This window comes from Thalassolituus hydrocarboniclasticus (assembly GCF_025345565.1).
Classification (GTDB): domain Bacteria; phylum Pseudomonadota; class Gammaproteobacteria; order Pseudomonadales; family Oceanobacteraceae; genus Venatoribacter; species Venatoribacter hydrocarboniclasticus.
Genome location: NZ_CP054475.1, coordinates 3,394,935 through 3,419,273, shown reverse-complemented (window position 1 = coordinate 3,419,273; position 24,339 = coordinate 3,394,935). Strand labels below are relative to the sequence as shown.

General features: G+C 51.7%; 18 protein-coding genes. 11 read left to right on the top strand and 7 right to left on the bottom strand.

Annotated features, from left to right (window positions below):
• Positions 1–248: 248 nt before the first annotated feature.
• The 3 genes from HUF19_RS15280 to HUF19_RS15270 are packed head-to-tail and all read right to left on the bottom strand — an operon-like array spanning position 249 to position 3,801.
• Positions 249–1,175 carry an ABC transporter permease gene (locus HUF19_RS15280; protein WP_260997423.1) on the bottom strand — a complete coding sequence of 309 codons (927 nt, stop codon included), beginning with the start codon at positions 1,173–1,175 and terminating at the stop codon, positions 249–251.
• A 3-nt stretch (positions 1,176–1,178) separates the two neighbouring features.
• A complete protein-coding gene (locus HUF19_RS15275) occupies positions 1,179–2,249 on the bottom strand; it encodes an ABC transporter permease (protein ID WP_260997422.1) in 1,071 nt (356 codons plus the stop codon).
• Entirely contained in the window at positions 2,242–3,801 is a 1,560-nt protein-coding gene (locus HUF19_RS15270) for an ABC transporter ATP-binding protein (RefSeq protein ID WP_260997421.1), read from the bottom strand. Before HUF19_RS15270 ends, HUF19_RS15275 begins: the two co-directional genes overlap by 8 nt.
• 241 nt (positions 3,802–4,042) lie before the next feature.
• On the opposite strand from HUF19_RS15270, the gene xdhA reads away from it, so the two are divergent.
• The 9 genes from xdhA (at position 4,043) to HUF19_RS15225 (ending at position 14,042) form a co-directional block, all read left to right on the top strand.
• Complete coding sequence (gene xdhA, locus HUF19_RS15265; protein ID WP_260997420.1) at positions 4,043–5,503, top strand: xanthine dehydrogenase small subunit; 1,461 nt, start codon at positions 4,043–4,045, stop codon at positions 5,501–5,503.
• Positions 5,500–7,860: a xanthine dehydrogenase molybdopterin binding subunit gene (gene xdhB, locus HUF19_RS15260; protein WP_260997419.1), complete on the top strand. Its 2,361-nt coding sequence runs from the start codon at positions 5,500–5,502 to the stop codon at positions 7,858–7,860. Before xdhA ends, xdhB begins: the two co-directional genes overlap by 4 nt.
• A complete protein-coding gene (xdhC, locus tag HUF19_RS15255) occupies positions 7,857–8,780 on the top strand; it encodes a xanthine dehydrogenase accessory protein XdhC (protein WP_260997418.1) in 924 nt (307 codons plus the stop codon). The genes xdhB and xdhC overlap by 4 nt, the downstream gene beginning before the upstream one ends.
• Before the next feature lie 333 nt (positions 8,781–9,113).
• The gene (alc, locus tag HUF19_RS15250; protein WP_260997417.1) at positions 9,114–10,109 is read left to right on the top strand and encodes an allantoicase; all 996 of its coding nucleotides are present in this window, start codon (positions 9,114–9,116) and stop codon (positions 10,107–10,109) included.
• Positions 10,110–10,156: 47 nt separating this feature from the next.
• On the top strand, positions 10,157–10,669 hold the full coding sequence (gene uraD / locus HUF19_RS15245; protein WP_260997416.1) for a 2-oxo-4-hydroxy-4-carboxy-5-ureidoimidazoline decarboxylase: 513 nt from the start codon (positions 10,157–10,159) through the stop codon (positions 10,667–10,669).
• Positions 10,670–10,679: 10 nt separating this feature from the next.
• Positions 10,680–11,039, top strand: coding sequence for a hydroxyisourate hydrolase (gene uraH, locus HUF19_RS15240; protein WP_260997415.1), 360 nt, complete (start codon positions 10,680–10,682; stop codon positions 11,037–11,039).
• A gap of 11 nt (positions 11,040–11,050) precedes the next feature.
• Complete coding sequence (locus HUF19_RS15235; protein WP_260997414.1) at positions 11,051–11,569, top strand: ureidoglycolate lyase; 519 nt, start codon at positions 11,051–11,053, stop codon at positions 11,567–11,569.
• A complete protein-coding gene (guaD, locus tag HUF19_RS15230) occupies positions 11,566–12,867 on the top strand; it encodes a guanine deaminase (RefSeq protein WP_260997413.1) in 1,302 nt (433 codons plus the stop codon). Before HUF19_RS15235 ends, guaD begins: the two co-directional genes overlap by 4 nt.
• The gene (locus HUF19_RS15225; RefSeq protein ID WP_260997412.1) at positions 12,867–14,042 is read left to right on the top strand and encodes a urate hydroxylase PuuD; all 1,176 of its coding nucleotides are present in this window, start codon (positions 12,867–12,869) and stop codon (positions 14,040–14,042) included. Before guaD ends, HUF19_RS15225 begins: the two co-directional genes overlap by 1 nt.
• 90 nt (positions 14,043–14,132) lie before the next feature.
• Here HUF19_RS15225 and HUF19_RS15220 read toward each other — a convergent pair whose 3' ends face one another.
• The gene (locus HUF19_RS15220; RefSeq protein WP_260997411.1) at positions 14,133–15,374 is read right to left on the bottom strand and encodes a hypothetical protein; all 1,242 of its coding nucleotides are present in this window, start codon (positions 15,372–15,374) and stop codon (positions 14,133–14,135) included.
• A gap of 202 nt (positions 15,375–15,576) precedes the next feature.
• On the bottom strand, positions 15,577–16,998 hold the full coding sequence (locus HUF19_RS15215; protein ID WP_260997410.1) for a hypothetical protein: 1,422 nt from the start codon (positions 16,996–16,998) through the stop codon (positions 15,577–15,579).
• Positions 16,999–17,245: 247 nt separating this feature from the next.
• On the opposite strand from HUF19_RS15215, the gene HUF19_RS15210 reads away from it, so the two are divergent.
• Positions 17,246–18,517, top strand: coding sequence for a DUF3137 domain-containing protein (locus HUF19_RS15210; RefSeq protein WP_260997409.1), 1,272 nt, complete (start codon positions 17,246–17,248; stop codon positions 18,515–18,517).
• Between the two features lie 32 nt (positions 18,518–18,549).
• Positions 18,550–19,125 (top strand): LemA family protein, encoded by a 576-nt coding sequence (locus HUF19_RS15205; RefSeq protein ID WP_260997408.1) that lies wholly within the window; start codon positions 18,550–18,552, stop codon positions 19,123–19,125.
• A 735-nt stretch (positions 19,126–19,860) separates the two neighbouring features.
• Here the strand turns inward: HUF19_RS15205 and HUF19_RS15200 are convergent.
• Positions 19,861–21,873 carry a peptidase U32 family protein gene (locus HUF19_RS15200; protein ID WP_260997407.1) on the bottom strand — a complete coding sequence of 671 codons (2,013 nt, stop codon included), beginning with the start codon at positions 21,871–21,873 and terminating at the stop codon, positions 19,861–19,863.
• A 114-nt stretch (positions 21,874–21,987) separates the two neighbouring features.
• Positions 21,988–23,976 (bottom strand): transketolase, encoded by a 1,989-nt coding sequence (gene tkt, locus HUF19_RS15195; protein WP_260997406.1) that lies wholly within the window; start codon positions 23,974–23,976, stop codon positions 21,988–21,990.
• Positions 23,977–24,339: the final 363 nt, after the last annotated feature.

Here is a 24,339-nt window from a genome sequence, read left to right as displayed (position 1 = left end):
ATAAGTTGCTTTAATTTGGTTTAATCAACGCACTCAATTTATCAATCAATTCCATTTATTTCATCCGTTAAAAGATGAATTTCCTGTTATTTTTAACATTGACCATTTTGGTCTTTTTATCATTTCCGGGAATTTTCCGGATAATGATTTAACGCTATTCAGAAATGCATTTATTCTGAATCATGGTCAGAGAATCAGGCCTGTCTGAGGTTCTGTAAACAGCAGATCAGGCCAGTATCTTTTAGTTCCTAAGCAAGTGGCCGGTACGGCTGGCCAATAGACTTTGGCGCACTCATTTTGGTTTTTATGGCATCAGACGACAGCCAGACCAGAACAATAATGGTCGCTACATAAGGCAGCATTGCCATAATGTTTGGCGGTACTTCAAAGCGTGTGCCCTGCAGTACCAGATGCAGAATGCTGGCAAAACCAAACAGATAAGCACCCAGCAGAATACGTTCGGCTTTCCAGCTGGCAAATACCACCAGAGACAGGGCAATCCAGCCACGTCCGGCAGACATGCCTTCACTCCACATCGGGGTATAAACCAGTGACAGGTAAGCACCGGCCAGACCAGTCATGGCACCACCAAACAGCACAGCCATAAAGCGGATTTGCTGAACATTAATACCGATGGCATTGGCCGCTTCCGGATTTTCGCCCACTGCACGGATTTTTAAACCCAGACGGGTGCTGCGGAATACCCAGAAAACCAGCGCGAATAACGCCAGAGTTAAATACACCAGTGGGTCGTGCTGAAACAGCACTTTACCAATCACCGGAATATCGCTGAGCAGCGGCACTGACCAGACCTGAATACCCTCAAGACCGATACCAATATAATTGGTGCCCAGAAATGCGCTCAGGCCACCACCAAAGATGGTCAATGCAAGACCGGTTGCAACCTGATTGGAGGCCAGGGTGATAGACAGGTAACCAAACAGAAAAGCCATTCCCATACCGGCGAATATGGCGCAGAACGTAGCCAGAAAATAATTACCGGTCACAGAGGCTGCGATAAATCCGACGACGGCGCCGACCAGTAACATCCCTTCCTGCCCAAGGTTAAGAACGCCGGATTTTTCGCAAACCATCTCGCCCAGGGCAATCAGAATCAGCGGAGTGCCGGTTTTGAACGTGGCAAATAAAACGTTTGTAATTAAATCGATATCCATGACTCAGGCCTGGGCAGTACGAGGTTGAAAGACAATGCGATAACTGATCAGCAGATCCGCAGCCAACAGGAAAAACAGCAGCATGCCCTGGAATAATCCGGTCAGGGATTTAGGCAGGCTCATTTCAATCTGAACCATCTCGCCGCCCATAAAGGTCAGGGCAAGCAGCATGCTGGCCAGCAGAATGCCGAATGGCTGCATACGGCCAAGAAACACCACAATAATGGCGGCGTAACCGTAACCCGGAGATACGTGGGGAATTAACTGACCAATAGGGCCGGTCACTTCGGCCACGCCAGCGAGTCCTGCCAGTGCGCCGCAGACCAGCAGGGCGAACCAGGTCAGACGGTTGGTGTTAAAGCCGGCGTAGCGTGCTGCTTTGGCATCCTCACCCAGCACCTGAATCTGATAGCCAATCCAGCTGCGTGCCATGACCGTCCAGATAACCACGGTAAAAAACAACGCAAATAAAATCGAAACATTCAGGCGGTAATCTTCATTAAATAACGGCAGCAGGGCTGCATCGGCGAACATCGCAGATTCCGGGAAGTTAAACCCGGCCGGATCGCGTAATGGTCCGTGAACGGCGTACAGCAGCGCATTCAGCGCAATGTAGTTGAGCATAATGGTGGTGAGAATTTCATTGGCGTTAAAGCGTGTTTTCAGCCACGCAGCCAGAGCCCCCCACAACAGACCACTGACAGTACCGGCCAGCAGAATGGGCACCAGCACCCAGCTGCTTTCGGCATCAAGAAACTGCAGGGCCGCCATGCTGCCGCCCAGTGCACCCATAATGAACTGGCCTTCGGCGCCGATATTCCAGATTTTTGCACGATAACAAAGGGTCAGACCCATAGCGCAGAGTAACAACGGTGCTACTTTTATTCCCAGCTCAGTCCAGCCATAAGTGCTGGTCAGCGGTGAGATAAAAAAGGTGTACAGGGCATGGAGGGGGTCGTGTCCCAATACGGAGAACAATACAGCTCCGGCAAATAATGTCAGCACAATGGCAATAAGAGGGGATGTGTAACTCATCAGGCGCGAGTCGGCCTGGCGTTTTTCAAGCTTAAGCATGTGCACTCTCCAGCACAGATGGATTGGCACTGTCCTGGCCGAATTGACCGGCCATCCATTGACCCAGCGTTTCAATACCCACTTCTCCGGTTGGTTTTACCGGGCTCAGGCGTCCGTCACAGATGGCCCCGATGCGGTCACAGATCTGATAAAGCTCATCGATATCTTCCGATACCACAATAATGGCGGCACCTTCGTCGCGCAGCTGAATCAGGGCATGACGGATTAAAATCGCGGCACCGATATCAACGCCCCAGGTCGGATGAGAGCACACCAGTAATTTCGGCTGCTGTTCAATTTCGCGGCCGATAATAAACTTCTGCAGATTACCACCGGACAGGCTTTTCGCCTGAGCGTACTCGTTGGCGCATTTGACGTTATATTTTTCAATAATATCGCGGGCGAACTCACGCACTTTGCGGTAATTAATCCAGCCATTGGCTTTTAAATCACGATGGCTGCTGCTGAGCAGTGTGTTTTCCACCAACGACATATTGGGTACCGCACCGCGTCCCAGACGTTCTTCGGGTACAAAGGCAAAACCTAGGCGGCGACGCTGATCGGGTGTCAGGCTGCCGATATTCTGGCCAAGCAGTTCGATGCTTTCAGGGCTGGTAATTTCTTCGCCGCTGAGCAGAGCGCAGAGCTCATCCTGACCATTACCGGCAACGCCGGCGATACCAAGAATTTCGCCTGCTTTAACCTTGAGGTTGAGATTGTTCAGGGTGACGCCGAAAGGATCTTCCGGAGTAAAGCTGAGGTCTTTCAGACGCAGGGCGGTGTCGCCGCCTTCGGCTTTCTGGTAATTCTGATTCAGCGGAGTATCTTCACCCACCATCATCCGCGCCAGATCTTCACTGCTGACTTCCTGTGGATTACAGCGCCCGGTAACACGACCGTTGCGTAATACGGTAGCGGCGTTGCAGAGTTCGGTCACTTCATCGAGCTTGTGGGAAATAAACAGAATGGAGCAGCCTTCGGCGGCGAGGGTTTTCAGGGTACGGAACAGTTCGCGTACTTCCTGCGGGGTGAGAACCGAGGTGGGTTCATCGAGAATCAGAAGCTTAATGTCCTGCAGCAGACAGCGGACAATTTCGACCCGCTGCTGTGCCCCGACAGAGAGCGTATGCACATGACGGTCAGGGTCCAGTGCCATACCATAGTGCGTGGATATCTCGCGGATGCGCTGACTCAGTGCTTCCATATCACGGCTTTCTTCTGCCGGCAGACTGAGGGCTATGTTCTCCGCGACGGTCAGGGTTTCAAACAAAGAGAAATGCTGAAACACCATGCCAATCCCCAGCTGGCGCGCATGAGCCGGGCCGTTCATCTGAATGCTGTCACCCTGCCAGACAATCTTGCCGGCGTCCGGTTTGATAACGCCGTAAATGATTTTCATCAGGGTACTTTTGCCTGCGCCATTCTCACCCAGTAAGGCGTGGGTTTCTCCGGCATTCACCCGCAATTCAATATCATCGTTGGCGAGGCAGCCCGGATACTCTTTGCGGATGCCATGCAGGTGCAGGCGGTTCGTTGCTTCTTGTGCTGGCACTAAGATTCCTCAAGTTTAAAAGCTGACCACTTGGACAAACTGTTAGCAATTAGCTTGCCACATGCAGCTACTGCACATTTCAACCGGTTTTGTTATATGCTTGACCAGTTGGTCAGGAAATTGCAAAGCACTCCCCGGACAGTATTCTTTACTGAAATACAGCGCTGTCGGGCGATGTCGCCACTAATGTGTGCACAACGCACGGATAAACAGAGCTGTCTGGCAGAAAACAGGTGTAAGCGTGATTCGATTTAACCTAAACGGTCGCTGGATTGAAGACAATAAAATTGATCCGAATTGTACCATTCTGAAATACCTGCGCACCACGATGATGCAGCCGGATGTTAAAGAAGGGTGTGCGGCAGGCGATTGTGGTGCCTGTACGCTGATGCTTGGCGAGATGACAGAGCGTGGTATTGAGTACCGCACACTGAACGCCTGTATTGCATTAATGGCGAATGTGCATGAGCGCTATTTATTAACCCCCTCGGGCATTGGCCGGGCTGGGCAGTTGCATCCCGCACAGCAGGCTCTGGTAGATTGTCACGGTTCACAGTGTGGTTTCTGTACACCGGGTTTTGTTATGTCGCTGGCCAATCTGTATCAGCAGACCGGGCAGTATGCACAGCAGAGTGCATTAAGTGATGAGCAGATTCATGCTGCATTATCCGGAAATTTATGCCGTTGCACCGGTTACCGGCCAATTATTGAAGCAGCACACAAAATGGCTGACTTTCCTGCCTGTGATTTAACCGCTGTGTCATCCCGCAGCGGAGTGCAGGTTTTTAATCCACAAGGTGAAAAGCCCGTCGAGGGGTCACCGGCGGCGTTGCAGGATATTGATGGCCGCCGTTTATTTATGCCATTAACCGAAGAGCAACTGAAAGCGTTACTGCGCGACTACCCGGATGCCTGCCTGTGGGCCGGCGGTACCGATGTGGGGCTGGAAATTACCCAGCGCTTTAAACAATTCGACACCATTATTTGCCTTAACCGTATCAGCACGCTTGCCCGGACTCAGATGCTGGATAAGCAGTTATGGTTGGGCGCCGGTGTTACCTACAGTCAGGCTGAGCATGAGCTGGCTGATCTTTTTCCTTCGTTTGCTCAACTGTTGCACCGGATCGGCTCACGCCAGATCCGCAATATGGGCACTTTGGGGGGCAATATTGCCAATGCTTCACCGATTGGCGATACGCCCCCCGCTTTTTTGGCGTTAAATGCGACGCTGGAAATTGACGGAAACCATGGCCGCCGTGAGGTTGCCATTGATGATTTTTATCTGGGTTATAAGCAGACCATGCTGCAGCCCGGTGAATATTTACGCGCCATACGCATTAATAAATTGCAGAGCAGTGAATCACTGACGCTGCATAAAATCAGCAAACGTTACGACGATGATATTTCTGCCGTGATGTTTGCCCTGTATCTGGATGTACAGAACGGCATTATTCAAAAAGCGCGTCTGGCCTGCGGTGGTGTTGCGGCCACGCCATTACGGGCACAGAAAACCGAACAGGCATTAGTTGGCCAGCCGTTTTCTGAAAATACGTTTTTACAGGCTGCGAACTTCATCGGCCAGGATTATCAGCCGCTGTCGGATGTTCGCGCCAGCAAAGAATATCGCCTGCAGGTTACGCGTAACCTGTTGCTGAAAAGCTATCTGGAATTAACCGCCGGGCAGACAGGAGATGCAGCATGAGCCACGTTTCTTCAAAAGTAACGCCCTGGGAAGCACGTCGCCAGCGTCCGGCCAAAGGTAAAAGCGGCAGTAAGCTGGCGCATGAAAGCGCCGAAAAACACGTACTGGGTACGGCAACCTATATTGATGATATGCCGGAGCTGGCCGGAACCTTATTTGCTGCCGTCGGAAAAAGTACCATCGCTCATGGCAAAATCCTGTCGCTCGATTTAACCGCCGTGCGTAATGCGCCGGGTGTGGTCGATGTCATTACACTGGATGATATTCCTGGTGAAAAAGATATTGGCCCGGTCTTTAAAGGCGACCCGATATTTGCCGATGGCGTGGTGGAATTTCATGGCCAGGCATTATTTGCCGTGCTGGCAGAAAGCTTTGAACAGGCCAAGCGCGCCACCTTGCTGGCTGAAGTCAGCTACGAAGAACAGCCGGCGTTGTTAACCATTAAAGATGCGTTACAGCAGAATGCTTTTGTACGTCCTGCACACAGTATGCAGAAAGGTGATGCTGCGTCGGCTATTGCGGCAGCACCGATACAGATGAGCGGTGAGCTGTATGTAAAAGGGCAGGAGCATTTTTATCTGGAAGGGCAGATCAGCTACGCCCTGCCAGCCGAAGACGGCGGTATTAAACTCTATTGCTCCAGCCAGCATCCGACGGAAGTGCAGAAGCTGGTTGCTGAAGTGCTGGATCTGCCAATCAACCATGTGCAGGTGGAAGTGCGGCGCATGGGCGGTGGTTTTGGTGGAAAAGAAACTCAGGCGGCACAGTGGGGCTGTATCGCTTCGGTTTTTGCCCGGCGTCAGAATCGTCCGGTAAAAATGCGTCTCGACCGCCAGGACGATATGGTGCTGACCGGTAAACGCCACGATTTTTATAACCGTTATCAGCTGGGCATTGATGAAAATGGAAAAATTCTCGGTGCTGATATTGAACTGGCTGGTTTTTGCGGATACTCACCGGACTTATCCGATGCCATTGTGGACCGCGCGATGTTCCATGTGGATAACGCCTACGATCTGAATAACGCCCGTGTAATCGGTCACCGCTGTAAAACCAATACCGTATCAAATACCGCTTACCGTGGTTTTGGCGGGCCGCAGGGAATGATCTTTGCCGAAGCCATGCTGGATGATATTGCCCGCAAAGTGGGTAAAGATCCGCTGGATGTGCGTAAAGCCAACTTTTACCGCGACGGCGGCAGTACCCATTACGGTCAGCCGGTTGAGGATTTCTTTTTACCTGAACTGGTTGAACAGCTGGAGCAGGATAGCGATTATCGTGGCCGTCGTGCCGCCATTAGCGAATTTAACCGCGCTAACCGCTGGAAAAAACGCGGGCTGGCATTAACACCAATCCGCTTTGGTATTTCATTCACCATTCAGTTTTTAAATCAGGCCGGTGCGCTGGTGCATATCTATACCGATGGTTCAATTCATCTGAATCACGGTGGTACCGAAATGGGGCAGGGGTTATTTACCAAAGTGGCCCAGGTAGTCGCCCATGAATTCGATCTCGATATCGATATGATTCAGGCCAGTGCCACGGCAACCGATAAAGTTCCGAACACCTCGCCAACAGCGGCATCGTCCGGCTCGGATTTAAATGGTAAAGCGGCACAGAATGCCTGCCAGATTCTTAAGTCGCGGCTGGTGCAGTTTGCGCAACAGCATTATCAGGTGAATGCCAGTGACGTACGCTTTATTAATAATCATGTGGTGATCGGTGCCGATGAGAACAGCGCGCAATGGATTTCCTTTGCTGATTTCGTCACCCTGGCTTATCAAAACCGGGTATCGCTATCGACCACCGGTTATTACGCCACACCGAAGATTCATTACAATCGCGATACCGCCAGTGGTCGGCCGTTCTTTTATTTTGCCTTTGGTGCCTGCTGTGCCGAAGTCGAAATTGATACCCTGACCGGTGAATATAAAGTGCTGCGTGCTGATATTCTGCACGACGCTGGCCGCTCGCTGAATCCGGCGATTGATATCGGCCAGATTGAAGGGGCTTTTATTCAGGGAATGGGCTGGTTAACCACCGAAGAATTATTATGGGATGATAAAGGCCGTCTGCAGTCCAACTCCGCTGCGACCTATAAAATTCCAACCTCGGTTGATATGCCGGAACACTTTAATGTACAGCTGTTTGACCGCGCGAACGCTGAAGATACTATTTATAACTCCAAAGCTGTTGGCGAGCCGCCATTTATGCACGGTATTGCCGTCTGGTGTGCTCTGCGTGATGCGGTTGCCAGTGTGGCGGATTATAAAATCAGTCCGCCGCTGGATACCCCGGCAACTCCTGAGCGGGTATTAAATGCTGTGATGTACTGCCTGCAGGAGAGCAAAGCATGAAATTTTTGCGCTGGTACGATGCGATTGCCCGCTGCCAGCAACGCAGCGAGTCTTATGTGATTGCCACGGTAATGGGTAGTGCCGGCTCTGTACCACGCGACCCCGGCAGCAAGATGGTCATCACCGCTCAGGATCAGTTTGATACCCTGGGTGGTGGCCAGCTTGAATTTCAGTTAATTCAGAAAGCGCGGACATGGTTGGCTGAAACTGCAGGAAAAGTCAGTACACAGCCCAGTAAAACAGGCCCGCTTGCTTTGCAGAAAATGGAAAAAATTCCTCTGGCAGCCAAAGCCGGGCAGTGTTGTGGCGGCAGTGTCAGCGTATTGCTGGAATTATTTCAGTTGCAGAGTGCGCCACTGGTGGTATTTGGTGCCGGTCATGTGGCCAAAGCCCTGATGAATATTCTGGGCGGACTGGAGCAACCGGTTATCTGGGTGGATAACCGCGCGGAACAATTTCCGCCGGCAGACACACTGACAGCCAATATTGATTGTATTTGCCTGGCTGAGCCTGTTGATATTATCGCGCAGCTGCCGGCGGGCAGTGAGCTGGTGATTCTGACCCATAATCATCAGCTGGATTTTGAATTATTACAGGCGGCACTGGCGCGTACAGATTTTCACTTTATTGGCTGCATTGGCTCGCAAACCAAAACCGAACGTTTTGCCCTGCGTTTGCAACATGCCGGATTCAGTGCTGAGCAGCTGGGGCAGCTGACCATGCCCATTGGCCTGCCACAAATCGGTGGGAAATTACCGATGGAGGTGGCGGTATCAGTCGTCGCCCAGCTGCTGGCACGGAAAACCTCAGTGGCTGCGGCAGATACAGAAGACAAAGCGCGGCGCAAAGGCCTGAGCTGGAAACAATTGCAGGAAGGGCTGAGCGATGACGCAGTGGCGTCATCAGACATCAGCCTGTAAGTCATCCTTAGGGCCTGTCGACACTAATTGAATAGGTCCTGCTGAGAGCTAGTTTTTCTCAGAACAAGGAGAGAGGAGTGATATTAGCGGGCTAAATGAATGATGAACGACGAAGTTAATGAGGAAAACTGGCCTCAGCCCGAAGGGTTATGGCTAAAAATCCCTCATCCTGCGTTGCTGTTCGTTCGCTTAACCCGTTAGGCCACACTCTCAGCGCCTTGTTTGAGATATTTTTAGCCAATAACAGGCCTGTTTAATTAGTGTCGACAGGCCCTAATAGCCTGACGATCCGATCATCGTCAGAATTATCCGTCTGATTATGTTGAGAAGAATATGAAAAACGAAGTGCATCCTTACAGTGAGTGGATTGATCTGGCAAACCGTCGTCTGGGCGGTCAGGTGCTGAGCTGCAGTGATGATTTCTTTGCTGAGATGGAAAATCTGATCAAGCCGGAAGCCCCGGTGTTTATTGAAGGTAAATTCACCGACCGCGGTAAATGGATGGATGGCTGGGAAACCCGCCGTAAACGTGTTGCCGGTTATGACTGGGCCATCCTGAAACTGGGTACTCAGGGGCGTATCAAGGGCTTTAACGTGTGCACCACGCATTTTGCTGGTAACGCGCCGAAGCAGGTATCCATTGAGGCCTGTAACAGCAAAGCAGAACCGGATAACAGTACTGAGTGGACCATGATCGTGCCGCAGCAGGACGTAAATCCGGACAGCAATAATTTTATTGATTGTGACTCCACTGGCGTATGGACTCATTTACGCATCAACAGTTTCCCTGATGGTGGTATTGCCCGCCTGCGTGTGTACGGTGAAGCGGTGATGGATACTGACTGGTTCCTGCCGGGTGAGCCTGTGGATCTGGCTTTTGTGAAAAACGGCGCGCGTCCGGTGGAATGCAGCGATATGTTTTTCAGCTCGATGAGTAACCTGATCATGCCCGACCGTGGCGTCAATATGGGCGATGGCTGGGAAACCAAGCGTCGCCGTGGTGGCCGTGAATGTGACTGGATTATTATTAAGCTGGCCGGAACCGGCAGCATTAAAAAAGTGCTGGTTGATACCGCGCACTTTAAAGGTAACTATCCGGATGGTTTCTCACTGCTGGGCATTACCATGCCGGAAGGTGAGCATCCGCAGGAAACATCTGAGTGGGTGCCGGTGATAGAACGTCAGAAACTGACCGCCGATGCCGAACATTTCTACAAAGATGAAGTGATCAGTGGCGAGCAGACCTTTACTCATATCAAGCTGAATATGTACCCGGATGGCGGTATCAGCCGTTTACGCGTGTTCGGTTTTTTGAACACAGATAAATAGTCGGTTTTTTGAACACAGATAAACAGTGGATTCCTGAAGGATACCCAATGACACTCGATGAACTGAATAACCTGACGGTGGCGGAGGCCACCGCCGCCTTCACCAGCTGCTGTGCGGCGGAACGCTGGGTGGCAAAAGTGGTGGCCGCGCGCCCCTATGCGTCGGTGGATGAGTTGCTGCAGAAGGCGGATGAATTCTGGTGGACGATGGAAGAACCGGATTTTCTTCAGGCCTTTACCGCTCACCCGAAAATCGGTGATGTAAACTCATTGCGCGCCAAATATGCCAACACTAAAGCCATTGCTTCACACGAACAAAGTGGTGCGACAGGTGCTGCGGAAGATGTACTGCAGGCACTGGCGGCTGGTAACAGTGCCTATGAAGAAAAGTTTGGTTTTATTTTTATCGTATTTGCTACCGGAAAAAGTGCGGAGCAGATGCTGGCACTGCTGGAGCAGCGATTGCCGAACAGCCGTGAGCAGGAAATCCATAATGCCGCCGAGAATCAGATGATGATTACCGATCTGCGCATTAAAAAAATTCTTGGTCTGGTACAGTGAGGAGCGGATTATGCAGAAAAGTGTAATTACCACGCATATCTTAGATACTCAGCGTGGCCGTCCGGCGGTTGGAGTCGGGGTGCGTTTATTTAAATCGGCAACCGGCTCTGTCGCCGACCCGCAATGGCAAAGCATGGCCAGTGCCGCGACCAACGATGACGGCCGCATTATTGACTGGCTGGGCACCCGTGAGCGTGAGTCCGGACTGTACAAACTGGAATTCGCGACCGGGGCATATTACGCCGCGCAGGGGTTGAGCACTTTGTATCCGCAGGTCGATATCCTGTTTGAAATTGATACGCCGACTGAGCACTACCACGTGCCACTGTTGCTGTCGGCCAATGGTTTCTCGACTTACCGTGGCTCCTGAGGAATTCAGTGATGGAATTAATTCTGCAACCTGAGCCTTTAACCGCCGAAAGTTTTGCACCCTTCGGTGAGCTGGTCAGCGTGCGCGGTAAACCGATTATGATTAATAACGGCACCACCGAGCGTTACCATAATCTGGCGCAGGTTACGGTTGGGGCGGAGCCACAAAGCGGGCAGGGTATTATCAGTATTTTCCGTGCCCAGCCGCGAACCCTGCCGATGAGTATCGGCATGATGGAGCGCCATCCACTGGGCAGTCAGGCATTTCTGCCGTCGTCGGATGAACCCTATCTGGTGCTGGTATGCCTCAGTCATATTGTTAATGGCGATGAGGTGCCGGACCCGTCCAGCTTTAAGCTGTTCCTCGCCAGTGGCGAGGAAGGCGTGAATTACAAAGCCAATTGCTGGCATCATCCGTTGCTGGCATTAAACCGTGTGTGTGATTTCTGGATCGTCGACCGCGTTGGTCCGGGCAATAATCTGGAAGAGTTTTTCTTTCCGGATGATTGGAATATCCGAATAAACTTGTGAGAAAGAACATGAATTATCAGGGCTACCGGGGACGCGTTCTGCACTTCCTCGACGAACAGACTCCCCAGTATTTTGCCGATGGTCTGCTGATCACCGACACCGATGCCGGCACAGTGGTTGGTTGTGGCGATGCAGCCACCATGCTGGCTCAGTATCCGGGCCTCAGCGTGACTCAGTACGATAATGCCCTGATTATGCCGGGCTTTATCGACACCCACATTCATTATCCGCAAGTGGACGTGATTGCTTCCTACGGCGAGCAACTGCTCGACTGGCTGAATAATTATACCTTCCCGACGGAAGTGAATTTTGCCAACGCCGACGTCGCCAATAATGCAGCGGAGTTTTTCCTGCAGGAATTACTGAAAAACGGTACGACCACAGCTCTGGTATTCGGTACTGTGCATAAAAGTGCGGTGGATGCCTTTTTCGAAATCAGTCAGCGTCTGAATACGCGCATGATCTGTGGCAAAGTGATGATGAATCGCCATGCACCGGAAGCGTTGTGCGATACGGTGGAAAGTTCGGTCGCTGATACTCAGGAGCTGATTGACCGCTGGCACAATAATGGTCGTCAGCTGTACGCCATTACCCCGCGTTTTGCTATTACCTCGACCCCGGAACAACTGGCGGCGGCGGGACAGCTGCTGGCCGATAATCCGGGCGTTTATATGCAGACCCACCTGGCGGAAAATCTGGATGAAATTGCCTTTGTAAAAGAGCTGTTCCCGGAGCGTAAGAGTTATCTGGATGTGTACGATCATTACGGCCTGCTCGGCGAGCGCAGCGTATTTGCCCACTGTGTTCATCTCGACGCAGAAGATTATCAGCGCATGAGCGAAACCGGCAGCAAAATTTCGTTCTGCCCGACGTCGAACCTGTTTCTTGGCAGTGGTTTATTCCAGTTGGATGATCAGCCATTTCCGGTGGATGTCAGCGTAGCGACTGATGTTGGTGGCGGTACTAGCTTCTCTATGCTGCAGACCATGAATGAAGCCTACAAAATCTGCCAGTTAAAAGGCAGTAAACTGGCGCCGCAACGCGCCTTTTATATGATGACACTGGGTAACGCTAAAGCGCTGTCGGTGGACGATAAAATCGGTAACTTCGAAAGCGGTAAAGAAGCCGATTTTGTTGTGCTGGATCTGGCCGGCACCGATCTGATGAAGCGTCGCCAGTCAATCTGTAAAACCCTGGACGAAACCCTGTTCAGCCTGATGATTCTCGGTGATGACCGTGCCGTACGCGAAACTTTCGTCGCCGGTCGTTCCGTCTGGACCAAGCCGGAGGCCTGTTAATGGAAGGCTATATCTTTGACTGGCTGAACCTGTTTCTGCGCTGGTTTCATGTGCTGGCCGGTATCGCCTGGATTGGCGCATCCTTTTATTTTGTCTGGCTCGATCTGAGCCTGGAAAAACCCAGCGACGAAAATGAAGCGCGCGGTATTAAAGGCCAGTTATCCGCCATTCACGGTGGTGGTTTTTATGAAGTGGTAAAATACAAACTCGGGCCGCAGGTAATGCCGGCCAATCTGCACTGGTTTAAGTGGGAAGCCTATACCACCTGGCTGACCGGTTTCTCATTGCTGGCGGTGATGTATTACTGGGGTGCGCAGCAGTATCTGATTGATCCGGCGAAAATGGCATTTTCACCGGCGGAAGCTATCGGCAGCAGTCTGCTGTTTCTGGCCGTGGGTTTTGCGGTTTATGAATTGCTGATTAAAAGCCCGTTGCGCAACAGCAATAAAGGCTTTGCTTCTGTTCTGTTTGTATTTCTGGTGTTTATGGCCTGGCTGGCGGATCAGCTGTTTGCTGACCGTGCAGCTTATATTCATGTTGGTGCTTTAATCGGCTCGATTATGGCCGGTAACGTCTTCTTCGGCATTATGCCGTCGCAGCGTGAACTGGTACGTGCGGTAACCGCCGGTGAAACCCCGGATGCGCGTTATGCCATGCTGGCCAAATTGCGCTCAACCCATAACAATTACCTGACCCTGCCGCTGGTCTTTATCATGATCAGTAATCATTATCCGATGACCTATGGCCATGAATATGCCTGGCTGGTACTGGCGATGATTGCGGTAATTACCGGTCTGGTGCGTCATTTCCTGAATTTAAAAACCCAGGGTGCCGGAGTAAAACCGGGTTATTTAATCAGCGCCTTTATTCTTACTGTCGTACTGGCTTTCTGGATGGCGCCCAAACCGGTTGCAACGGTAGGTAGCGTCATTAATGCCGACCAGGCGTTGCATATTACCCATCTGCGTTGTGCCGAATGCCATGCCGCTGCACCAACCAGTGATATGTTTAAAATCCCGCCGGCGGGTATTATCCTCGAGTCTGAAGCACAACTTCTGCAGTACAAAGACCGTATGCTCAGCGCACTGCAAACCGGCTATATGCCACTGGCCAATATCACTGCCATGACTGAAGACGAGCGGGCGCAGTTGATTGTCTGGCTGCAATCGCGATAGAACTGTCGTTGGCTGCGCACCAGGCACCAATCAAATAAAAAGGCGATAAAATCATCGCCTTTTTATTTGCCTTATTGCTGGTGATTCGCTTTACAGAACCGGAAGATCCGGTGCTGTGAACTCCAGCAACTCCGCCTTATCCGTGCTGTCCTGGCACCAGAGTTTCGGGCTGGCAGTGGGGGAACGGAAACCAGTAATAACATCGCCACAGTGCTGGGCATCACCGGTTGTGAAGGTGTGATCCCCATTTTTGCTTAAGGCTGTCTGATCGAAGCTGATTGCGAAAGTGCCTCCGCCCGGGGAGGTCATGTATACCCGGGTGTCATTAGCTGATTTTGTCCAAACGTGCATATCAGCGACCTGCCACAGGCTGGTCGTACCGTCGAATTTATTCTGAGTACTGATTATCAGATCCAGTGGGCTGGCCCATTGGCGAATAAGACGAACACGGTTTTCACCAGGAACTGGCGCAGTGTAGGCAACGACTACGGAATTGGCATTGACAGCGTGCATAGCTTTGACGTGATAGCTGTACGTGCTTAGCTGGTATATGAAGGTAGGGCTACCGCCACTCACAGCAGTATTAAGCTCACCAGTAGCATTAATGTTATAAGAGAGTACCGCTTTGGCGATATGGAACTGGCTAACAGTTGCAGCGGAATCTGTTCCGGTTCCGCCAGCGTAGAGGGTGACTTCGAAGCCTGAGGTACTGGTAGATGCGCCACCAATAGACAGAGATTCACAGATATTTATTTTTTTGCGATGGATCGTGCTGTTTAACTGATAGTACGTATTCAGTGGCAATGAGGCTGGTGTTGCCGCCATATCAGACTCTTTATAAATCCTGATTTCTGCCGGCGACGTACTGTTATCACAAGTGTAAATCAGGCGGTCAGGCTGACCATTGGCATCGATGAATCGGTAGGCCTCGATTGCAGCGACATAGGTTCCGGTAAAACTTTTTAACTCAGTAAAGTCTTCTGCATTTTCGGTCGTCGTTGCAGCAGTTCCTTTCAGAATTTTTGACGTATTGCTGCTTGTGTTTTGCTTTATCAGGTAGACAGGTGCACCGACCTGAGAGTCGCCATATGGCCAGACCATATCGACCATTTTATCTAAGCCAGAAATCCAACCCTGATCGGTAATCTGGCTATCAGTTATCGTATTGTTACCACCGCTTCCATTTCCGCTATCACCCGACCCGGAACCGTCTCCTGAGCCATTGCCTGAGTTGTCAGCAGATGAGCTGCTACCAGAAGACCCGCCACCGCAGGCGGTTATCATGAATAGGGAGGTCAGAGTGGCGACCAGTAGTTTTTTTGAAACTTGCATAAATACTCCGTTATTCGATTTTTTACTGGTGTATTGTCGCTGCGCTAATGCTCCGAATCTTCACCCTGAAAGGTGACTTTAATATTTTTATAAATAAAAAAAGCCGCTGATTTCAGCGGCTGTTTCAGAATCATCATCCCTGATTTTCTGAAATCGGTAAGATGAGCAGACAGGTATTCTGAATACTTCTCTTGTGGGTCAGTTAATTAATAACACGGCGCGTATAGAACGTTTTTGGTTCGGTTGTCAGTTGCGTTGCTTTATAGGCGTTATAAACCACGGTAACGTCATCTGAATTATCCAGATAAACGCCCACACCGCCTTTGAAAGAAATAAATGATGCTACGTCGATGCCGCTGTCGATGGTCTGTACATCCAGCCATTGACTACCGTCGTAGAAGCGGGAGTATAAAGTCCCGTCGCCCGGGGTTCCGCTTGTCATATCAAAGTCATAGCCAAACCAGACGATAACTGCTTTGCCGTTATCGTTAATTGCACCCTGTGCAAATCGGATTTGATCATTACTCTGCGGGTGCTCTGTAGCGCTGCTGGCGAACGAGCCAGCATTGGAAATATTGGTTTTTAAAACGTTCCCGTTATTTACCCACAAGCTTAAACCATAGTCTGAACCCTTGCTCAGATAAGCTTCTAACGTAGCATCGTAGTTTGCACCGGCAAGGTCGTTATCCAGCTCAACGCTGGGTGCAAAGCCTGAGCCGTTGTCAAAGCGGGCCTGCAGTGTGTTGTAGTTATTGAACAGTGCCAGAGCATGGTTAGCATCGTTGACAGCAACTCGTGCTAAACGGGATTGCCCCGGATAATCACCGATATTCGCCGACGAACCTGTGTAGCCATCAGAGAAACTGGTGACAAATACCCCGGACTTGTTGGTGGCAAATTTGCTGGTTTCCATTTTGATAATATGGCCTTCACCGCCATTGCCTAAACCCAGAGCGACAGCTTTGTAGTCGTTGCCCAGTGTCGCAGGAGACACGTCAGCATCGGTAACGCAGGTATCGGTGCTGTCACAGCCCTGAACACGCCCTTTGTTCGTCGTTAAGTCGCGGCGATTCCAGATCAGTGCCACGCTGTCGTCATCGGATAAGGCGATTTTAAGATCTTCGACATTGTGGCAGGTGTAGTTATTACCCGGATTACTGAGAGTGCGTGCACGGGATAGTCCGCTCCACTGGGTACCGTTGTAGCGATAGTAGTCCAGTCGGCACTCAGTGAAACCGGTGGTGGCATTTGTAGCGTTGTTCTCCCGCACCAGTGCCGCTTTACCATTGGCATTGAATGCCCAGCTGACATCATTGGTGCCGTCGTGCGAACTGGGCTGATGGGCAGTGCTCCAGTTGCTGCCGTCGAATTCACGGATATTGAGGAAACTGCCTTTGGTATAGGCAATCATCGGCTTATTGGCAGTGCCGCCGACCATCAGCTGACTGACGGTGACAGAGCCATCTTCCAGCTCGGCTGGTGCGGTCCATGCAGCCTGTCCAGCGCTATTGTTCCCCCCACCCAGATCAGCAGAGCCACCGCCGCCGGAGGAGCCACCACCACATGCGGTTAATAAAAATGAAGAAGTGGCTAACATCGCCAATGAAAATCTGTTCAGTTCCATCGTCATCCCCGGAAATTATTTGTAGGTGATGACTATTGAACCTGACCGGCTGGTCAGAATCTTCACCCCGAAGGGTGAAGCTGCTGTTCTGCATATCTGGTGTATATCCGCAGATATGGCTTCGTTGTTTATACAATGCGTTGCTGATTTCCATGGTAATCGTTGATGAACGATAACTTTCTGTTACTTGATTGTTTATCAATAATGATAAAATGACAGGGCTATATAGTATCGCTAAGGATCGTTTATGACGCACAACCAGCAGGTGAGTGCCAATATCACCCGCCTGAAGGAAAAAATTGAAGCCGCGACCAGTCAGCATGATCTGGTCGCAACGATCCGCTCGCTGGAACATCATCCGGGCCCTCTGGATTACAAAGATAAGCCCTGGCAGGTGATCGGCTTGCTGTTTATGGGATTAGGCGGGCTGGCGCTCTACAGTGTTTTCAGCCGGAGTCTGCCCTATGAGTTTGATTATTTTCTCAGTGTTGTTCTGTACTACAGCCAGTATTGGTTGCCGGTAGCGATCGTTGTTTTCTGGCAGCTGTGGCGTGAAGAAAAAGGCAAAGCCGGTTTTTTATCCAGACACTTTAAAACGCCGGCGCAACGCATGGCCGCCGCTGGCGGAATAACTCTGGTTGTGGTGCTGATGCCGTTCTGGGGGCTGGTTTACTGGGAGGGGTTGCAAATACTGACGCTGCTTGTTTCCGGTGGCGGCTTTGCCTCTTCTGAAGTGGGGTTGCCGTTACTGCTGCTGGTTACCGGTGGCATTGTCTGCTGGCGTCTGTATCAGCGTAAGCATTGGCGCAGGCCGCTGTCAGAACGGATCAGTCTGCTTGATATTCTGTTTAATAACGGCCTGAAAGCTTTGCCTTTTAAAGGTAAAGAGAAAGCCAAGGAGCTGGGTCAGCAATTTAAGGAATTTATTCGCGGCAATGATCTGCGCGAAATTCAGCATCTGTATCAGGGACGCTATGAGGGCAAGCTGCACCGTTTTGATTACTGCCTCTATCGTTTTCATTATGTTGTTCGCCGTACCGAAACCTACACTGACTCTAAGGGAAACAGCCGCACACGGGTAGTCAGAGACAGTTATTACCGCCATGGCCTGCTGTTGCACTTCCCGTTTTCCAGAGGGCTGAGTCTTAACGCTGGCAGTGGTGCTTCTTTCAGTGGAGAAAAGTACACGACGGCTTCAAACGAATTTAACCGGATCTTCAGTGTCTGTGCTGATGAAGAGATTGTAGCGGCGCGTTTTTTATCACCCGCTGTGATTGAAGCAATGCTGGCTATGGCGGCTGAGTACTCACGTCCTGTGCTGGAAATAAATGCCGGTGGCGATCTTTGTTTTGCTTTCAGCAATGACGATATTCTGGAACATAAGCGCACTTATAATCTGGAAAGTCCCGTTGAATTTGCCAGCGAAATTGCTAAACACGATGAGCTTGAAAAGCTCAATAGCCTGTTGCTTCAGATACACAACCTGATGCGCCTGACTGACAACAATTTTCAACTTTAACCGGGCGTCCGGTACGCCTTGATGGAGGCTTTATGAGCGATTTATATTTTTTACTGTTACCCGTGATTTTGCTGGTCGCTGTAGTTGTTATCTATAACGGCATTATTGGAAAGTTTAATGCCGTTGACCGTGCCTGGGCCTCGGTTCTGACTCAGGAGCGGCAGAAGAATAAGACTATTCCTCATGTAGAAAAGCTGGTTGAAGAGTACAAGCTGCATGAAAGCAGTGTTCTGGCGGATGTCACCCGTCTGCGTAACAGCATTGACGAGCTTGGCAAACAATCATCTGCCACACCTGATACCGTCAGGCTGGCTGAGGCTGAAAGGCATACGGCCAGCCTGTTGCAGGGGCTTAAAGTGGCTGTCGAAGCTTATCCGGAGCTGAAGGCTTCTGATCTGTATACGAAGCTGATGGCAGAAATATCGGAGCAGCAGGAGCAGATTGGTGCCGCGTTGCGCATCTTTAACCGTAATGTTGAAGAGTTTAATAACGCGATTCAGATGTTCCCCGGCTCACTGGTGAACTCTTTACTGAACCACAAGCAGCCGGTACAGAGTTTTACCGATGCTGAGGCGCAGGATGGTTTTGACTATAAGCCTAACCTCTGACCGATATTAAACATAAAAAAACCGGCTAATAGCCACTGCTGTCCCATGGTTTTAATCAGCACCATAGCTGACAAAAACAGCATGTTTTAACATCAAGGCCTGTTGCCTCTCAGGGGAACTTATCCCCTTGCCGGCGGGCCGACCCCAGCTTCGCGCTTTCTGGGCCGTTACCCTTGAACCCTTGATATTTACTGGCCGCGCGCCTCATCGGCCATCCATGGCCGGAGCCGCTTGTCCGCATCCCTGCGGACAGACCAGAAATATCATCGGTTTCTGCGGCGACCCCAGAGGCGCAGAAAACCATCACCGCGATTCCGCTTTTCAAATCAAACGTATTCTTTTAAGTCTCATGTCTCAAACACGGCTTCCTTTGAAATGCGGCTGAGCGGATTAGTTAAACCGGCGATAGTGCGGCGCCAGACAACCAGATGATTCTGCGGCCTTCAGAGCAAAACCCTGCCCCGGAACGATACAAATTGCTGGTGTTTTAAAGTGTCGTTCCGGGGCGAATTGTTTTGCGTGCCGCACAATCATTGCAGTTGGCTGGATGAAGCCGGACGCGCCGAAAAGAGAGGATCGTAAGGAGATACCTCTCCTTACAGGGGGCCAGGGGCTTGCCCCGGAAAGGCGTTTCAGATTGAAAAGCAGTCGTCGATGAATGCTGCGGTTTGGGGTGACACAATGTCACTCCAAACTGTGGGACAGCAGTGGGCTAATAGCCGGTTTTTTTATGAATCAGTCTCTGCTGCTGATAATCAGACTCGCCGGATCAAAAAAACCGACTCCACTTTCCACACTGCCGGGTTGCGGGCTGCTGAGAATATGATTCTTCATCTTACCAATGATATGCATCTCGCAGGGTTTGCAGTCGAACTTCAGGGTTAATACCTCGTCACCGTTAACCAGCTGCATATCTTTGACCTTGGTAATCACCCCGGTAACGCCTTTGGCCTGTTTCGGGCAAAGGTTAAAAGAAAAGCGCAGGCAATGTTTGGTGATCATGACCGGCACATCGCCGGTTTCCTGATGTGCTTCGTAGGCCGGTTCAATCAGTTCAACGCCAAAACGTTTATAAAAGGCACGGGCTTTTTCGTTATATACGTTGTCGAGGAAGGTCAGCTGGCTGTCCGGATACACCGGTGCAGGTTCACTGACAGCCCTGCGCTGTCCGCGCGGATGGGCGGCAATACGGGCGGCGGTCAGTGCATCAATGGCATCGCGGCGCAGGTTTTTTAACTGCGAGCCGGGAATAAACCAGGCATCGCCGTTAACCTGAATCCGGTCGGCGTGATAAATGGTGTTACCCAGTTTGCCAAAGGTATCCTGCAGTTGCTGCTGGGCTTTCTCAGCGTTGTTGGCAGGCTCGAACGGACCTTCTAATGTCAGCGTTACGCTGCTGCCTTCTTCGCGGCCATTTTCAATACTGGTAAGTGTCGCACTCAGAGCATCCTGTGTGGCCTGAATATCCCAGTTCACCAGTACGCGGCGCTCGGCGGATTTTTTCAGCAGTGCCTGCTGCCAGTTATGATCCAGATTACGGTTCAGCTTTGCCGGTAAACGCAGTTTTTTTAATTCTTCCGGCATTTCGTTTGGTGCTACGCGGTATTGCCAGACGTGCTGCATTTCACCCTGATCGTTCTCCAGGTCAAAATCCGCAATCGGGTAGACATTATTCGCGCGGAAGCCCACCACCTCACGTTTGACCAGCACGTTAAGGCCATCGCCGTTGGTGAGTTCGGTATCGGTCTGTACGGTTAGTTCGCTCTTGCCTACACCAATTAATTCACCGACCGGCAGGCCAACGAATTTAGGCGAATCAAAAGCGCCGATATCAATTTTGCGTTCGCTGACGAAGTAATCGGTGCTGCCACGGTGGAAAGTTTTATCCGGGTTCGGGGCAAAGAAATGTTCGGTATAACCGCTGGAAGCACGCGCCAGATCCGGACGATCATTAAGAATATTATCCAGCAGCTGACGGTAATGGGCAGTGATGTTTTTTACGTAGCTGACGTCTTTGTAGCGACCTTCAATTTTGAAGGAACGGACGCCGGCATCCACCAGATCGCGCAGATTGGCGCTCTGATTATTATCTTTCATCGACAACAGGTGCTTGTCGTAGGCAACCACGCCACCGTTTTCGTCTTTTAAGGTGTAGGGCAGGCGGCAGGCCTGTGAGCAGTCACCACGGTTGGCGCTGCGTCCGGTCTGGGCGTGGGAAATATTGCACTGACCGGAAAATGCCACGCACAGCGCACCATGAATAAAGAATTCTACGGCGGCATCAACGCTGTCAGAAATTTCTTTAATCTGAGCGAGGTTAAGTTCCCGTGCCAGAACAATCTGCGAGAAGCCGGCCTGTGATAAAAACTGTGCTTTTTCCAGCCGGCGGATATCGCACTGAGTGGAAGCGTGCAGTTCAATCGGCGGAATATCCATTTCCAGCACGCCCATGTCCTGCACGATCAACGCATCGACTCCGGCGTCGTACAGCTGGTGAATCAGCTGGCGCGCAGGTTCGACTTCGTCGTCGTGCAGAATGGTGTTCAGGGTGACGAATACTTTGGCGTGAAATAAACGCGCAAATTCCACCAGATTGGCAATATCAGCCACCGAGTTGCTGGCGTTATGGCGTGCGCCGAAGCCGGGGCCACCGATATACACCGCATCGGCACCGTGCAGAATCGCTTCTTTGGCAATGGCCGCATCGCGGGCGGGACTTAACAGTTCGAGCTGGTGTTTTTTCAGCATGGCAGTACCGGGAATTCACCAATTTTTCAGAGCCGGAAATAAAATTGCCGGAGCTTTGCCTGATAATGCAAAAGTCCGGCAATGGTGTGGCGGCAGCTTTAACGGCCGCGCCGATTACAGCAGGCTGTTTACGGCTTCAACCACCGCTTCGGTGGTAATACCGAATTCTTTAAACAGCAGTGGCGCCGGTGCAGATTCACCAAAGGTGTCCATACCGATGATCTTGCCGTTCAGGCCCACAAATTTGTACCAGTAATCTTTGTGCAGTGCTTCTACCGCAACGCGGGCAGACACAGACGCAGGCAGTACCGATTCGATGTACTCAGCGCCCTGCTTGCAGAACACTTCAGCACACGGCATGGAAACAACGCGTACGTTCTTACCGGCCAGCTGTTCAGCAGCGGCAGTCGCCAGTTCCACTTCAGAACCGGTGGCGATGATGATGGCGTCCGGAGTACCGGCACAATCTTTCAGGATGTAACCACCACGGGCAATGGCAGCAACCTGTTCGGCAGAACGTGGCTGATGCTGCAGGTTCTGACGGGAGAAGATCAGCGCGCTTGGGCCGTCTTTACGCTCAATTGCCGATTTCCAGGCGGTGGCGGCTTCGACGGTGTCACATGGACGCCAGGTTTCCAGATTCGGGGTGTTACGCAGGTTGGCAACCTGTTCTACCGGCTGGTGCGTCGGGCCGTCTTCGCCCAGACCGATGGAGTCGTGGGTGTAAACGAAGATGGAGCGCTGCTTCATCAGCGCGGCCATACGCACGGCGTTACGGGCGTATTCCATAAACATCAGGAAGGTGGCGCCGTAAGGTACAAAACCTTTGTGCAGGGCGATACCGTTCATCATCGCGCTCATGGCGAATTCGCGTACGCCGTAGAATACGTAGTTACCGGAAGCGTCGGTTTCGCTCACGCCCTGACAACCTTTCCACAGGGTCAGGTTGGAACCGGCTAGGTCAGCAGAACCGCCGAGGAATTCAGGCAGCAGCGGGCCAAAGGCGTTCAGGGTGTTTTGTGAGGCTTTACGCGAAGCAACCTCTTCACCTTTGGCCTGACATTCTTCGATATAAGCCTGTGCCTGAGCAGAGAAATCGGCAGGCAGATCACCGGCTACGCGGCGTTTGAATTCAGCAGCCAGTTCCGGGTAAGCGGCGGCGTAAGCGGCGAATTTTTCGTCCCAGCTTTGTTCCGCGGCCTGACCTTTCTCTTTCGCGCTCCAGCCGGCGTAAACGTTTTCCGGAATTTCGAAGGCGCCGTGTTTCCAGCCCAGACGCTCGCGGGTCAGGGCGATTTCGTCGTCACCCAGTGGGGCACCGTGGCATTCTTCTTTGCCTTCTTTATTCGGTGAACCGAAACCAATGATGGTTTTGCAGCAGATCAGGGTTGGCTGCTCAGTGTTGGCGCGGGCGGTTTCGATGGCTTGTTTGATCTCTTCCGGATCGTGGCCGTTAACGCGTGGGATCACCTGCCAGCCGTAAGACTCAAAACGCTTAACGGTATCGTCGGTGAACCAGCCTTCCACTTCACCATCGATGGAAATGCCGTTGTCATCGTAGAACGCGATCAGCTTGCCCAGACCCAGAGTACCGGCCAGAGAGCAGGCTTCGTGGGAGATACCTTCCATCATGCAGCCGTCACCCATGAAAACATAGGTGTGGTGATCGACCACATTGTGCTTGTCACGGTTGAACTGGGCGGCCAGTACTTTTTCGGCCAGCGCCATACCCACACCGTTGGCAATACCCTGACCCAGTGGGCCGGTGGTGGTTTCAATGCCCGGTGCATAACCGTATTCCGGGTGGCCCGGAGTTTTGGAGTGCAGCTGACGGAAGTTCTTCAGATCGTCGATAGACAGATCGTAGCCGCTCAGGTGCAGCAGGGAATAGATCAGCATGGAGCCGTGGCCGTTGGACAGGATAAAACGGTCGCGATCGGCCCACTCAGGGTTGTTCGGGTTGTGCTTGAGGTAGTCGTTCCACAGTACTTCGGCGATATCGGCCATGCCCATCGGGGCGCCCGGGTGACCGGATTTGGCTTTCTGTACGGCGTCCATGCTCAGTGCGCGGATGGCGTTCGCCAGTTCGGTACGAGATGTCATGTAACGACTCCTGAATCTGAATTCTGTATTGCTGCCGTTACTTAAGCGGATATGCGCCGCAACGGATTCAGCGGGTTAAAAAAGGGGCGCTATTGTCGCGCAGATCCCGGTGTTCAGCAATGGCGAAGGGGGCCGGAACGGCGGATTATGACAACTTCGTGGCGGGCTTTTCTGTCGTACCGGCCTCTGAGCCGCACTCTGGGGCTGGTAAGTGCCGGAAGCTGCGTGCAGCAGCGGGGGTTAGCGGTGTAAACAGGGGTAGATTGCGGCTATATCCTGCAGCTCTGCCGCCCGAATCTGGCTGAGTTGAACCCGGAAAATCCGGGGGAGTTCTGACACACTGTGCGCCTCACTACGGCGACC